General features: G+C 71.9%; 10 protein-coding genes and 1 tRNA gene. 4 read left to right on the top strand and 7 right to left on the bottom strand.

All coding sequences use genetic code 11. The features are described from left to right. Positions 1-56 precede the first annotated feature (56 nt). Together ACWEJ6_RS14740 and topA are read right to left on the bottom strand one after the other, a co-directional pair. Entirely contained in the window at positions 57-1,286 is a 1,230-nt protein-coding gene (locus ACWEJ6_RS14740) for a metallophosphoesterase (RefSeq protein WP_452424001.1), read from the bottom strand. 13 nt (positions 1,287-1,299) lie between these two features. Continuing rightward, positions 1,300-3,984, bottom strand: coding sequence for a type I DNA topoisomerase (topA, locus tag ACWEJ6_RS14735; RefSeq protein ID WP_452423999.1), 2,685 nt, complete (start codon positions 3,982-3,984; stop codon positions 1,300-1,302). A gap of 189 nt (positions 3,985-4,173) precedes the next feature. On the opposite strand from topA, the gene ACWEJ6_RS14730 reads away from it, so the two are divergent. Next, positions 4,174-4,359 carry a DUF5703 family protein gene (locus ACWEJ6_RS14730; RefSeq protein ID WP_125641854.1) on the top strand — a complete coding sequence of 62 codons (186 nt, stop codon included), beginning with the start codon at positions 4,174-4,176 and terminating at the stop codon, positions 4,357-4,359. Positions 4,360-4,481: 122 nt separating this feature from the next. On the opposite strand, the gene ACWEJ6_RS14725 is transcribed toward ACWEJ6_RS14730, so the two are convergent. Both ACWEJ6_RS14725 and ACWEJ6_RS14720 read right to left on the bottom strand, forming a co-directional pair. Continuing rightward, the gene (locus tag ACWEJ6_RS14725) at positions 4,482-6,644 is read right to left on the bottom strand and encodes a chaplin family protein (protein WP_452423997.1); all 2,163 of its coding nucleotides are present in this window, start codon (positions 6,642-6,644) and stop codon (positions 4,482-4,484) included. Between the two features lie 197 nt (positions 6,645-6,841). Next, positions 6,842-7,369 (bottom strand): hypothetical protein, encoded by a 528-nt coding sequence (locus tag ACWEJ6_RS14720; protein WP_358291479.1) that lies wholly within the window; start codon positions 7,367-7,369, stop codon positions 6,842-6,844. A gap of 373 nt (positions 7,370-7,742) precedes the next feature. On the opposite strand from ACWEJ6_RS14720, the gene ACWEJ6_RS14715 reads away from it, so the two are divergent. Both ACWEJ6_RS14715 and ACWEJ6_RS14710 read left to right on the top strand, forming a co-directional pair. Continuing rightward, positions 7,743-7,828 (top strand) — tRNA-Leu (locus tag ACWEJ6_RS14715). A 330-nt stretch (positions 7,829-8,158) separates the two neighbouring features. Next, positions 8,159-9,643 carry an MDR family MFS transporter gene (locus ACWEJ6_RS14710; protein WP_452423994.1) on the top strand — a complete coding sequence of 495 codons (1,485 nt, stop codon included), beginning with the start codon at positions 8,159-8,161 and terminating at the stop codon, positions 9,641-9,643. On the opposite strand, the gene ACWEJ6_RS14705 is transcribed toward ACWEJ6_RS14710, so the two are convergent. From ACWEJ6_RS14705 to ACWEJ6_RS14695, 3 genes are all read right to left on the bottom strand, one after another. Then, the gene (locus ACWEJ6_RS14705; RefSeq protein ID WP_358291475.1) at positions 9,640-10,293 is read right to left on the bottom strand and encodes a response regulator transcription factor; all 654 of its coding nucleotides are present in this window, start codon (positions 10,291-10,293) and stop codon (positions 9,640-9,642) included. The genes ACWEJ6_RS14710 and ACWEJ6_RS14705 overlap by 4 nt on opposite strands. Further along, on the bottom strand, positions 10,278-11,609 hold the full coding sequence (locus ACWEJ6_RS14700) for a sensor histidine kinase (protein WP_452423992.1): 1,332 nt from the start codon (positions 11,607-11,609) through the stop codon (positions 10,278-10,280). Before ACWEJ6_RS14700 ends, ACWEJ6_RS14705 begins: the two co-directional genes overlap by 16 nt. A gap of 80 nt (positions 11,610-11,689) precedes the next feature. Continuing rightward, a complete protein-coding gene (locus tag ACWEJ6_RS14695) occupies positions 11,690-12,577 on the bottom strand; it encodes a LysR family transcriptional regulator (RefSeq protein ID WP_452423990.1) in 888 nt (295 codons plus the stop codon). Between the two features lie 111 nt (positions 12,578-12,688). Between ACWEJ6_RS14695 and ACWEJ6_RS14690 the strand changes: the two genes are divergently transcribed. Next, positions 12,689-13,567: an NmrA family NAD(P)-binding protein gene (locus ACWEJ6_RS14690; protein ID WP_452423989.1), complete on the top strand. Its 879-nt coding sequence runs from the start codon at positions 12,689-12,691 to the stop codon at positions 13,565-13,567. Positions 13,568-13,596: the final 29 nt, after the last annotated feature.

The following is a 13,596-nucleotide window of genomic DNA, read 5'->3' as shown; positions in this document are numbered from 1 at the left end:
TATCCGGTCGGATACTACGCCAAGATGACACCACGTGGCGACCGCGTCGCGCAAAGTCAGGAGTGCAGCTCCAGCATAGTGATCTCCGGCGGCGCGCCGACCCGTACCGGCGGCCCCCAGAACCCCGCGCCCCTGGTGACGTACACCTGCACGCCGTCGACCGTGGCCAGCCCCGACACGACGGGCTGCTGCAGGCCCACCACCAGGTTGAACGGCGCGATCTGGCCGCCATGCGTGTGCCCCGACAGCTGCAGGTCGACGCCAAAGCCGGCCGCCTGGTCCACCTGTACGGGCTGGTGCGCGAGCAGCACGGTGGAGCGTCCGGGCGTCCGTCCGCCGAGCGCCTTGGCGAAGTCGGGCCCGTCGCCGACGGCCTCGCCGTTGAGGTCGTTCACCCCGGCCAGGTCGAGCACGGCGCCCTGGTGGCTGATCTCCACGCGCTCGTTACGCAACGAGCGAACGCCGAGCTGGTCGAGCTCCTCGATCCATTCCTGGGGGCCGTTCTGGGTGTAGTACTCGTGGTTACCGGTCACGAAATATGCCCCGTAGCGGGACTCAAGGCTTTTGAGGGGCTTGGCGAGGGCGCCCAACTGCGCCACGGACCCGTCCACCAGGTCGCCGACGATGGCCACCACGTCGGGACGCAGGCCGTTGATCATCCTGACGATGCGCTCGGTGTGGCCGACGCCCGTGAGCGGGCCCAGGTGGATGTCGCTCACCACGGCGAAGCGCAGGCCGTTCAGCCTCGGGTCGAGCTTGGGCAGCCGGACCCGCACCGGCTCCAGCACCGGGTCGCCCAGAGCGCTGGTCATGCCGTAACCGACCGTGCCGAGCGCGCCGACCCCGGCCACCACCGCGGTGGTGCGCCCCAGGAAGAGCCGCCTGCTCATGGGCGGCACGGTAAGGGGAACAGGCGCAGCGGCGGGCCCGGACGGCGCGGCGGCGGACGCCACCGCCGCCACCGGAACCGGCTCCTTGACCGCCACCGACCCGCGCTCGCCCCTGCGGATGATCATCGACGCGACGGCCCGCGGCACCTCCAGCACCAGCAGGAACACCACCAGGTAGAACATCAGCGCCACCCACAGGTAGCCCGGCCAGGCCAGCCAGTTGCCCAGCTCCATCCGCGTGCCCGCGAACGCGGCCACCACGAGCAGGACGAGCCCGACCAGGCCCCAGGTCAGCGCCTTGCGGGCGCGCCCGGGGCGGGTCGCGGAGCGCACCATCCGATGCCACAGATAAAGGTGCGCCACCACGACGAGAGCGACGAAGACCAGCACGATCACACGTCGATGCTACTTACGATTTGGCCGCCGGCTTCTTCGCGGTCGTCTTCTTCGCCGGGGCCTTCCGCGTGGTCTTCTTCGGCGCGGGCGCCCGATCGCGGCGCTCGGCCAGCAGCTCGGCGGCCCGTTCGATGGTGATGTCCTCGACCGTGTCGCCCTTGCGCAGCGACGCGTTCGTCTCGCCGTCGGTCACGTAGGGACCGAAACGCCCCTCCTTGACCACGACCGGCTTCTTCGAGGCCGGATCGTCACCCAGCTCCCGCAGCGGCGCCGCCGCCGCGGCCCGCCGCCCGCGCTGCTTGGGCTGCGCGAACAGCTCCTTGGCCTGCTCGATCGTGACCGTCAGCAGGTCCTCTTCCGAGGAGAGCGAGCGGGAGTCGGTGCCCTTCTTGATGTACGGCCCGAACTTCCCGTTGTGCGCCACGACCTCCTCGCCGTCGAGCTCGCCCACCACCCGGGGGATGGCCAGCAGCTTGAGCGCGTCGTCGAGGGTGATCGTGTCGAGCGACATCGTCTTGAACAGGGAGCTGGTGCGCGGCTTGGGGGCGTCTGCCTTCTTCGTCCGCTTCTTCGGCGTCTCGTCCTCGGCCGGCTCGGGCAGGATCTCCGTCACGTACGGCCCGTAACGGCCGTCCTTGGCCACGACCATGTGGCCGCTCACGGGGTCGCGCCCCAGCTCGCGGTCGCCGGTCGGCCGCGAGAACAGCTCCTCGGCCTTCTCCGCCGTCAGCTCGTCGGGCGTGGTGTCCTCGGGCACGTTGACCCGCGCGCCGTCTCTGTCCAGGTACGGCCCGTAACGCCCGACTCGCAGGACAATGTCCGTCCCCTTGATCGGGAACGAGCTGATCTCCTTGGCGTCGATGTCACCGAGGTCGGTGACCATCTCCTTCAGTCCCTCGTCGCCGTCGCCCGCGCCGTAGTAGAAACGCTGCAGCTCGGGCACCCGCTCGGCGCGGTCGTTGGCGATGTCGTCGAGCACCTTCTCCATCTCGGCCGTGAAGTCGTAGTCGACCAGGTTGCCGAAATGCTGCTCAAGCAGGTTGACCACGGCGAAGGCCAGGAAGGACGGCACCAGCGCGGTGCCCTTCTTGAACACGTAGCCGCGGTCGAGGATCGTGCCGATGATCGACGCGTACGTCGAGGGCCGCCCGATCTCGCGGTCTTCCATCTCCTTGACCAGCGAGGCCTCGGTGTAACGGGCGGGCGGCTTGGTGGAGTGGGCGGCCACGTCGAGCCGCGACACGGTCAGCGCGTCGCCCTCGGCCAGGTTGGGCAGCCGCTTCTCGGAGTCGTCGCGGTCGGTCGAGGGGTCGTCGGCCCCCTCGACGTACGCCTTGAGGAACCCGTAGAAGGTGATCGTCCGGCCCGAGGCGCTGAACTCGACGTCTTCGCCGGAAGCCGAACGGCCGCCGACCTTGACGCTGATCGACTCGCCGACCGCGTCCTTCATCTGCGAGGAGACGGTGCGCTGCCAGATCAGCTCGTAGAGGCGGAACATGTCGCCGGACAGCCCGGTCTCGCCCGGCGTGCGGAACTCCTCGCCGGAGGGCCGGATCGCCTCGTGGGCCTCCTGCGCGCTCTTGACCTTGCTGGTGTAGACGCGCGGCTTGTCGGGCACGTACGCGGCGCCGTAGAGCTTGATGGCCTGCGAGCGGGCGGCGGCGATCGCGGTCTCCGACAGCGTGATGCTGTCGGTACGCATGTAGGTGATGAAACCCTGCTCGTACAGCCGCTGGGCGACCTGCATCGTGTACTTGGCGGAGAAGCCCAGCTTCCGGCTGGCCTCCTGCTGCAATGTGGTCGTCCGGAACGGCGCGTACGGCTTGCGCGTGTACGGCTTGCGCTCGACGGACTTGACCGAGAACAACGTGCCCTGGAGCCGGCCGGCCAGCTCACCGGCGGCGGCCTCGGACAGGTGCAGCACGTCGGCCGTCTTGAGCTGCCCGGTGCTGGCGAAGTCGCGCCCCTGGGCCACCCTCTTGCCGCCTACCGAGGTCAGCGTCGCGGTGAAGTCACGCGGCCGCTCCTCGGGCTTGCCCGAGTCGAACAGCGCCTGCAGGTCCCAGTAGTGGGCGGAGGTGAACGCCATGCGCTCCCGCTCGCGCTCCACCACCAGCCGCGTCGCCACCGACTGCACCCGGCCGGCCGACAGCCGCGGCTTGACCTTCTTCCACAGGACCGGGCTGACCTCGTAACCGTAGAGCCGGTCGAGGATGCGGCGGGTCTCCTGGGCGTCGACCAGGCGGAGGTTGAGGTCGCGCGGGTTCGCGACGGCGTCGCGGATCGCCTGCGGCGTGATCTCGTGGAACACCATGCGGTGGACGGGCACGGTCGGCTTGAGCACCTCGCGCAGGTGCCAGGCGATCGCCTCGCCCTCCCGGTCCTCGTCAGTGGCCAGGTAGAGTTCGTCAGCACCCTTCAACAGCTGCCGCAGCTTGCTGACCTGCGCCTTTTTGTCGGGGTTGACGACGTACAGCGGCTCGAACTCGTGCTCGACGTTCACGCCAAGGCGCGCCCAGGACTCCTTCTTGAAGGCCTCGGGGATGTCGTCGGCCCGCTCCGGCAGGTCACGGATGTGGCCGATGCTGGACTCGACCGTGTAGCCGGCGCCGAGGTATTTCTCGATCGTCTTCGCCTTGGCGGGCGACTCGACGATCACCAGGCGTGTTCCGCCGGAGCTGCCGTTCTTGGCTGGCACGCTGCTTCCTACCTCACTGTTCGCTTGCAATCCCCCTGCCGGGAGTCGGCATAGATCTGAAAGGTAACCCGACTCGCGGAAATTTCCTTCCCCCGGGCTACCCACTAGCTTCCGGGTCCACCCACAAGCACGCAGAATAAGCCCCATCGAGCGGCATGGCGCCCTGACTCACCCTGGAGACTAATCGTTGTGCTCGACTACTCCTACATGGATATCTTCATTCCGCGCGACCTCACTCGCGAAGCCGCACGTCAACTGCTGACCGAACACGCAGAGTACGGCCAGTGGGAGCTCGCGCGGGTGCGGGTGCACCCCGACGGGAGCCGGCACGTACGGCTGCGACGCAAGGTCATCCGTGTCCGCAGCACGCTCTGAGCCTGGACATGGCTTTGCCCGCTCCGGGCCGCGCCCCCGGAACGGGCAAAGCATCTATCGCCTACCGCTCCCAGGCGGTGGAGCGGTAGCGGTATCTGTGGTTACCGACCTATGCCGTATATCTACTTACGGCCGAACCGGAACCGGCGGGCGGTCGCGAACAGCGTGGCCGACGCGGCGAACATCGAGCCGAGCAGCAGCGCGAGCAGCGAGCTGGAGTTCATCCCGGTGAGACCGGCGGGCTGGGCGGCGCTCATCAGGCCCAGGTTGCCGACCGGCAGGCCGCCGGTGGCCGAGGTCACGGCGCCGCCGACCGGGGTGGAGGAGAGCAGGTCGGTGGCCGGGGAGAGCGGCGAAGAAGGACGGGCCGGCGCCCTGCGCACGTGGTCGGTCCTGTCGGCCATGTGACGCTTGCCGGGCCGGACGGGCACCCGCTTCTCCCAGGACTTGGCCGGCGTGTCCACCTCGCCGGGCCTGGCCTGCGCCGGACCCTGCACCGGAGCCTGCGCCTGGCCGGGAAGGCCGGGCAGCTCGGGCAGGGCGGGCAGGCCCAGGGTCTTGGACGCGTCGTCCACGAGCGGCAGCGAGGACAGGCCGCCGCCGACCGGCAGGCCCGAGCCCTCCAGCTGCTGCGTCACGTTGCCGGGGAGCGGCAGGCCCGAGCTCTGGAGCTGCTGCGTCACGTTGCCGGGAACCGGCAGGCCGCCCGCCTTCGGCAGGCCGCCGACGTCGGGCAGACCGGGCACGGCGCCGGTGCCGTTGACACCGTTGAGCGCCGGGACGGCGGGCACCGCGGGCAGCAGCCCGCTCTTGGCCGCGGCCTGGTGGCCGGTGGACCGCAGGAACTGGCCGTAGCCGCCCGGGTTGCCGGGCTTGCCGACGTGCGCGCCGCCCAGGCAGCCCGCCGCGGCGTCGCCCAGCACGGCCACGGCGTTGCCGCAGACGTTGACCGGGGCCGTGATCGGCGCGATCACCTGGTTGCCGCTCAGCACGCCCGAACGCCCGGAGGTCGAGTTGCCGCCGCCGCCCACGCCGTTGTGCGGCCAGACGGCCGCGCCGCCCTTGCAGTGGGCGCTGGAGGCGCCGAGCACCGCGGCCGCGTTGCCGCAGACGTTGAGCGGCGCGGTGATCGGCGCGATCACCTGGTTGCCCGCCCCGACGCCCGACTGACCGGAGGTGTGGTTGCCGCCGGCGCCCCGGCCGCCGTTCTTGACCGAGACGACGCCCCGGCACCCGGCGAACGCCTTGCCGAAGGCGGCCACGGCGTTGCCGCAGACGTTGAGCGGAGCCGTGATCGGCGCGATCACCTGGTTGCCGCTCAGCACGCCCGAACGCCCGGAGGTCGTGTTGCCGCCCGCCCCGGAACCGGCGCGGGTGTTCAGCACCGTCGCGCCGCCCCGGCAGTTGGCCACCGCGTTGCCGACGGCGTTGCCGCAGGCCGTGATGGGCAGGTTGACGGGGGCGATCACCTGGTTGCCGCTGCCTGCGCCGTAACGCCCGTCGGTGTCGTTGCCCGTGGAGCCCGGCGCGGCCATGTGGTGCAGCCAGCCGCCGCCCGAGTTGGTGACGCTGGCGCCGCCCTGGCAGCCCGCGAACGCCCGCCCGAACACCGCCACCGCGTTCCCGCAGATGTTGATCGGCCCGTTGACCGGCGCGATCACCTGGTTGCCGCCCAGCGCGGACGAGCGCCCGGACGTCCGGTTGCCGCCCGCGTTGCCGACGCCGCTGTTGTGCACGGAGGCGCCGCCCTTGCAGCCCGCGGTCGCGTCGCCGAAGATGGCCAGCGCGTTGCCGCAGGCGTTGATCGGAGCCGTGATCGGCGCCGTGAGCTGGTTCCCGCCGATGAGGCTGGAGTCGCCCGAGGTCGTGTTGCCCCCGGCGCCGCCCTTGCCCTTGTTGTGGACGGTCGCGCCGCCCCGGCAGCCCGCGTCCGACTTGCCGAACAGGGAGACCGCGTTGCCGCAGGCGTTCAGCGGCGCGGTGATCGGGGCGTTGACCTGGTTGCCGCCCAGCACGCTGGAGTTCCCCGAGGTGCGGTTGGGGATGTCGCTCGGGCCGGCGTTCTCGACCGAGGCGCCGCCGTGGGACCCGGCGGACGACTGGCCGGCCGCGCCGACGGCGTTGCCGCTGATGTCGATGGGCAGGTTGATCGGCAGGTTGACCTGGTTGCCGCCGCCGACCGAGGAGTTGCCCGAGGTGTCGGCGAAGGCCGCACCGCTGCCGAACGACATGACCGCGACCGCCAGAAGGGCCGCAGGAGTAGATGCTCTAGCCCACGTACGCATGGTGAATGCTCCTAGTGGTTCTTGGGGGGATACCTGAAACGGTTCGCGGGCAGCCGAGGCCGTGCGAGGTCGCACACAACGGTGGCCTCGGTTCGCGAACAGGTTGACTGACGTCTCACCCGCCGGCGGAGGGGATCTGACCACGCTCCGCCGTCGCTCTCCGGACGGGACGTCCGGGGCGTGTGGAGATGGCGGGATCAGTCAGGTGAGAAGGAAGGGTCGTCCGCCGCTGTGCGGACGACGGGGGGCAGCACACGCGCCATGACGGCGGACTGGTACTGCAGCCGCGGGTCGACACCGGACCTCGCGACATCCCCCATACCGGGCCCGAACGGGCCGCTGCCACCACCGTTGGGCACCAGTCCATCGGTGTCCAAGATCTTTCCGGCGGAGGATGGTGGTGGCAGACCAGGATCCTGCTGGCTGTTGAGACCGTCCACGGTGCGGCCGGCCATCGCCTCGGCGTTGTCCGACGCCGAGAGGTAGCCGGGGACCGAAAGGGGAGCGGGGGCCGCGTCGGCGGCTCCTGTGGTGGCCGCGGTGGCATCCGCGGCCGCCGGAGCGGCGGACATGGCTCCGAACACGACGGCGAGCAGCCATCCGGCCGCCACGAGGGCGCCCATCGTGACTGCCCGCACGACAACCCTGCGGGCACCGGCCGCGAACCGCGCCATCCGGTCGGCCCGCTCGGCGGTCGTGTCCTGCTCCGGGAGCGTCGTGGGCACGCGGCGCACAGCGAGGGACGACGCCCTCGACTGCCCGACCTTCGTGCGTGCCACGTGACCTCCCAGCTTCCGGAACCGGCCTCACGTCGTGAGGCCGGTCCGTGGACTCACCCCTCAACGATCCGTAACCGTAGCAGCACCCAAAGTTGCCGCAAGGGCTTTTCAGCAGAGACCCCGAAAAAGGCCAAGGACACGCTGGTCCGCTTCACGGAAGACACCTGGGAGGGTCATCAGGACGGTCCGGCGGGTCCGCCGGCGGGCCACCGGAGAGTCGGCGCCGCTCCCCTGTGCCGATACTTGGTATGACTCACCCCCCAGAGTTTGCTAACCTTACGGAGCCGACGCGAGATGACGTCCCGCGTGCAGGCACCAAGTCCGGGTGGCGGAATAGGCAGACGCGCTAGCTTGAGGTGCTAGTGCCCAGTGATGGGCATGGGGGTTCAAGTCCCCCCTCGGACACACCGCACACATGTGGAGGCACCGGTAAACCGGGCCTCCACATTCTGCTTTCCGGGGCAGTACGTGAATCAGCCGGGGACCCCGAGCTCGCAGACTCCCTTCTCCATGACGGTGCTGCGCTGCGCCACCGTGAGCACGTTCACCTTCTCGTGAGCCAGGTCGTGGGGCGGTGAGGGCCTGGGGAGCGGAGGAGGAGGGGGCGGTTCCCGGGGGCGGCGATGAGTTTCGTCGGTGGGGGTGGTCAGTATGGGGGTGACGAGGACTGCTGAGGAAACCCATGACCGCCAGGCCGGCCGTGACGAGGTCGGGCCCGAGACCGATAGAGGTACCGTGTCCAGCCCACAACTCGAATCATCCGCCAAGGGCGTGTCCGCCGGGTCGGGCCGTACGCCCGCCGTGATCCGGTTGCTGGTGCTGGCGACGTTCGTGGTCGTGCTCAACGAGACGATCATGATCAACGCGATCCCCCGGCTGATGGACGCCATGCACATCACCGAGCAGACCGCCCAGTGGCTCTCCACGGCCTTCATGCTGACCATGGCCGGGGTCATCCCGATCACCGGCTGGTTCCTGCAGCGGGTCACCACCCGCACGGCATACACCACCGCCATGGGGCTGTTCCTGCTGGGCACGGCGCTGGCCGCGGTCGCGCCGGTGTTCGGGGTGCTGCTGGGGGCCCGGATCGTCCAGGCGTCCGGCACGGCCGTGATGATGCCGCTGCTGATGACCACGCTGATGCAGGTCGTGCCGGAGAAGGACCGGGGGCGGGTGATGGGCAACGTGACGCTGGCGATCTCCGTCGCCCCAGCCATGGGTCCGGCGATCTCCGGGGTGATCCTGCACTTCGGGTCGTGGCGGCTGCTGTTCGCGGTGGTGCTGCCGATCGCCGGGCTGATCACGTGGAGCGGCCTGCGGCAGCTCAGGAACACCGGCGAGCCCGAGGTCAGCACGATCGACTGGTTCAGCGTGGTGACGGCGGCGGCCGGGTTCGGCGGGCTGGTCTACGGGCTCAGCCGGTTCGAGGGCGGTGACGTGCGCGTCGCCGCCGCGATCACGGCGGCCGGGCTGGTCACCATCGCCGTCTTCGTGGTGCGCCAGCTCGTGCTGCAGAGGCGCGGGGCGCCGCTGATGGACCTGCGCACGTTGCGCCACCGCACGTACACGGTGGCGCTGGTGCTGATGTCGGTGGCCTTCATGGCGATGCTCGGGTCGATGATCCTGCTGCCTCTCTACCTGCAGAACGTCCGGGCGCTCAGCCCGCTGGAGACCGGGCTCCTGGTGATGCCGGGCGGGCTGGCGATGGGCCTGCTCGGCCCGGCCGTCGGCCGCGTGTTCGACAACCACGGCGGCCGGGTGCTGGTCATCCCCGGCGCGATCGGGATCATGCTCGCGCTGGCCGGGTTCACCCAGGTCACGATGACGATGCCGTACTGGCAGCTGCTGGGCCTGCACGCGCTGCTCATGGTGAGCCTGGCCGCGACCTTCACCCCGGTCTTCACGCTCGGGCTCGGGGCGGTCCCGCCGCACCTGTACCCGCACGGCAGCTCGATCCTGAGCACGCTCCAGCAGGTCGCCGCGGCGATCGGCACCGCGCTGGTGGTCACCGTGATGAGCGCGCGGGCCGACACCCTGCGGGCCGAGGGCCTCACGCAGGCGCTGGCGACCCTCGGCGGCATGCGGCTGGCGTTCGTGGTGGGCGCGGTCCTGTCGGTGGCGGTGGTGGTGACCGCGCTGCTGCTGCCGTCCCGGGCGGAGCGCGCCGTCGAGCACCAGGAGCGCGCCGTCGAGCACCAGGAGCGCGCCGTCGAGCGCTAGGGGGCGGTGGCGCCCAGGTAGGTGAGGACGGCGCGCACCCGGCGGTTGGTGTCGTCGTCGGCGGCGAGGCCGAGCTTGGCGAAGATCGTGGTCGTGTACTTGCTGATGGCGCCCTCGCTGAGGAACAACCGGGCCGCGATCGCCGCGTTCGACAGGCCCTCGGCCATCAGTTCGAGCACCGAGCGTTCGCGTTCGGTGAGGGTGGCGAGGGGGTCGGCGTGGGCGGGGCGGCCGAGCAGCTTGGCGACCACCGTCGGGTCGAGCGCCGTGCCGCCGTCGGCGACGCGGGCGAGCGCGTCCATGAACTGGCCGGCGTCGAGTACGCGGTCCTTGAGCTGGTAGCCGATGCCGCCCTGGCCGTCGGCCAGCAGTTCGCGGGCGTAGAGCTGCTCCACGTGCTGGGAGAGGATCAGCACGGGCAGGCCCGGCACCTCGCGGCGGGCGGCGAGCGCGGCCTGGAGCCCCTCGTCGGAGAAGGTCGGCGGCAGCCGCACGTCCACGACGGCCACGTCGGGACGGTGGCCGACCAGCGCTTCGAGCGCCGCGGGGCCGGAGTCGACGGCCGCGACGACGGTGTGCCCGTACGCCTGGACGAGACGGACGAGCCCATCGCGGAGCAGGAAGAGATCCTCGGCTATGACAATTCGCACGGCACCGCCACTGAGACGCGGGTGGGCCCCCCGAGGGGGCTGTCGATGTCCAGACGGCCGCCGAAAGCGGCCATCCGGCGTCTGACGCCGTCCAGCCCGGAGCCGGCGGACGCGCTCGCCCCGCCGGCGCCGTCGTCGGTGACGGTCGCGGTGAGGGTCCGCGCCTGCGGCTGGTAATCGAGCTCGACGGTCGCCCGGGTGGCGTGGGCGTGTTTGGCCACGTTCGCCAGCAGCTCGGCGACGGCGAAGTAGACCGCGGACTCGACCGGACGCTCGGGCCGCGCGGGCACGGAACTGCGTACGGCGACCTCGACGGGCGCGTCGAGCGCCAGGGCCCGGACGGCGTCGACCAGGCCGCGCTCGGTGAGCACCGGCGGGTTGATGCCGCGGACCAGTGAGCGCAGCTCGGCCAGCGCCGCGATCGACGAGGCGCGGGCGTCGGCCAGGATGGCGCGGGCGGCGGCGGGGTCGGTCTCCAGGAGATGTTCCGCGGCCTGCATCGACATGCCCATGCCGACCAGCCGCGCCTGGGCCCCGTCGTGCAGGCCGCGCTCGATGCGTTCGAGCTCGGCGGCCTGGGTCTGGGTCAGGTCGGCGCGGACGGCCTCCAGCTCCGCCACCCGTCGGCCGAGCCGCGAGTCCGGGATCGGGCCGAGGAAGCGGCCGGCCAGGGGGCCGAGGACGCGCCAGGCGAACGGCGCGGCGGCCAGCCCGGCGACGATCAGTGCCAGGCCGAGGCCGCGGAAGTCCGGGACGAGCGTCAGGTAGGCGCCGCCGGTCAGGCCGACCAGCGGCAGGGCGGCGACCGGCAGCACGGTCAGCCCGGCGAGCACGCACCACAGCCCGTCCCAGTGCAGCTGGGGGTCGTGGAAGCGGGCGTTCATCCGGGCGCGGCGGCGGGCCTCCCGTTCGGACTTGTGGTACTCCTCGCCGTCCCACCAGTGGCCGGTGGCCATGCGGGTGACCGGCGAGGGGGTGCGGTAGGCGACCTCGATGCGCAGGCCGAGCCAGCGCGCGGCGAGCCGGCGGGCGGCCTGGCTGAAGGTGCGGCTGGTCAGCGGGTGCACGACCCACAGGGCGACGGCGATCCACAGGATCACCACCAGCGTCTCGCCCAGCAGCGCCAGGGCCACGACGAACGGGGGCGCGGTCAGGTTCGCCGACCAGGAGTAGGCCAGCTCGGCGCCGAAGTGGCCGACGACGACGCCGACGACCGGCATCAGGCAGGTCAGCAGGACCAGGACGGCCGAGCGGCAGAGCCCGAGCACGATCTCGGCGCCCCAGCGCAGGGGCCCGCCCCTCGCGGGCGGTCTCACCTGCCAGCGTCCTTCGGCACGGCGCCAATTGTGCCAGGCTGCCCCTTTTGGCGAGGGCCGGGCCCTCCCCCGGTATCCCGCTACGCCCCCGTACGAAGGGGGCCCCGACCCACCGCGACGGCGACGGCGGCGCGGACGAACGCGGCCACGGCCGGCGAGCGGGACCCCTGCGGCCACCCCACGGCCAGCTCGGACGGCGACAGGTCGGCGACCTCCCGGTAGGCGATGCCCGGCCGGGGGTGCCGCCGCGCCACCGAGACGGGGACGAACCAGATGGCGCTCCCCAGTTCCACCAGGTTGCAGACCTGGGCCAGGTCCAGGCCGGTGCGGCGCGGCGGGTGGCCGGGGAGGGGTTCGGCGCCGTCCCGCTCGGCGGGGGTGCCGTCGGGCAGCGGCCGGCCGGCCAGGTCGGCCATGGCGAGGACGGGCCGGGCGGCCAGCGGGTCGGCGGCCGGCAGCGCGACCAGCCGGGGCTCGCTCAGCAGCGGCTCGGTGTCGAGGTCGCGGTCGTCGAAGGGGGTGGTCAGCAGCGCGACGTCGGCCCGGCCGTCGCGCAGGGCGGGGGCCTGCTCGTTGCGCCCGCCCAGCAGCAGCTCGACCGGGAGCGCGCCCTCCTCGTCGCGGTAGGCCGCGAGGATCCGCGGCAGCAGCCCGGCGTCGTAGTCGGCCTTGAGCGCCACCCGGAGCCCCGGCTCGGAAGGGGCCGCGTGCCGGACCCGGCGGGCCGCCGCGGCGACCGCGTCGAGGGCGGCCCGGGCGTCGCGCAGGAAGACCTCGCCCGGCGGGGTGAGCGCGACCTGCCGCGTGGTGCGCTCCAGCAGGCGCACGCCCAGCCGGCGTTCCAGCTCGCGGATCGCCCGGGACAGCGGGGGCTGCGCCATGCCCAGCCGCTCGGCGGCCCGCCCGAAGTGCAGCTCCTCGGCCACGGCCACGAAGTAGCGGAGCTCGCGCACCTCCAGGTCATTCATATCCGCAGGGTATCAATGGTGATCGGATCGGTCCTTCAGGTTCGCCGCCGCGCTCGGTTGACTGGCCGTGCCCCCCAGCACGACGTTCCCCGATTCCCCTTGGAGTTCTCCTTGATCGTCATCACCACGCCCACCGGCCGGATCGGCCGGCAGGTTCTCGACCTCGTCCTGGCCGCGGACGAGCCGGTCCGCGTCGTCGTGCGGGACCCGGCCCGGCTGCCGGCGGCCGTGCGGGAGCGGGTGGAGGTCGTGCCGGGTTCGCACGGCGACGCCCGCGTCGTCGAGGAGGCGTTCGCGGGCGCCGACGCCGTGTTCTGGGTCGTCCCGCCGAATCCGCGGGCCGTCGGACTCGACGCCGCCTACCTGGACTTCAGCCGTCCGGCCTGCGAGGCGTTCGTGCGCCGCGGGGTGGGCCGGGTGGTCGGGGTCTCGGCCCTGGGCCGCGGCCTGCCGCTGAACGCCGGTCTCGTGACGGCCTCGCTGGCCATGGACGACCTGATCGCCGCCACGGGCGTGCCCTACCGGGCCCTGACAATGCCCTCGTTCATGGACAACCTGCTCGACCAGGCGGCGGTGATCAGGGACCAGGGCGTGTTCTTCTCGCCGGTCCACGGTGACCTGAAGGCCCCCGCCTGCGCCACCCGTGACATCGCGGCGGTGGCCGCCGGGCTGCTGCTCGACCGCGACTGGACCGGGCGGGCCGACGTCCCGGTGCTCGGTCCGGAGGACCTGTCGGGCGAGGACATGGCGCGGATCATGTCGGAGGTGCTGGGACGGCCGGTCGGCCTGCGGCACGTGCCGATGGCGGCGTTCAGGGCCATGCTGGCCGAGCAGGGCTGGTCGGAGGCGATGGCCCAGGGGATGGCCGACATGATGGAGGCCAAGAACCAGGGGCTGGACAACGCCGAGCCGCGTACTCCGCAGGCCACCACGCCCACCGGTTTCCGCCAGTGGTGCGCGGACGAGCTGCGGCCGGCCGTCCTGGGGTGAGCGGCCCCTTGTGCGGGGCGCGGGTGCGG

It is taken from the genome of Nonomuraea sp. NPDC004702 (genome assembly GCF_053601695.1).
This window is presented reverse-complemented; position numbering and strand designations above follow the sequence as displayed.

Bases quoted from the DNA above. Each gene is read 5' to 3' on its own strand.
- ACWEJ6_RS14725 (WP_452423997.1), bottom strand. From the start codon at position 6,644: ATGCGTACGTGGGCTAGAGCATCTACTCCTGCGGCCCTTCTGGCGGTC.
- ACWEJ6_RS14695 (WP_452423990.1), bottom strand. From the start codon at position 12,577: ATGAATGACCTGGAGGTGCGCGAGCTCCGCTACTTCGTGGCCGTGGCC.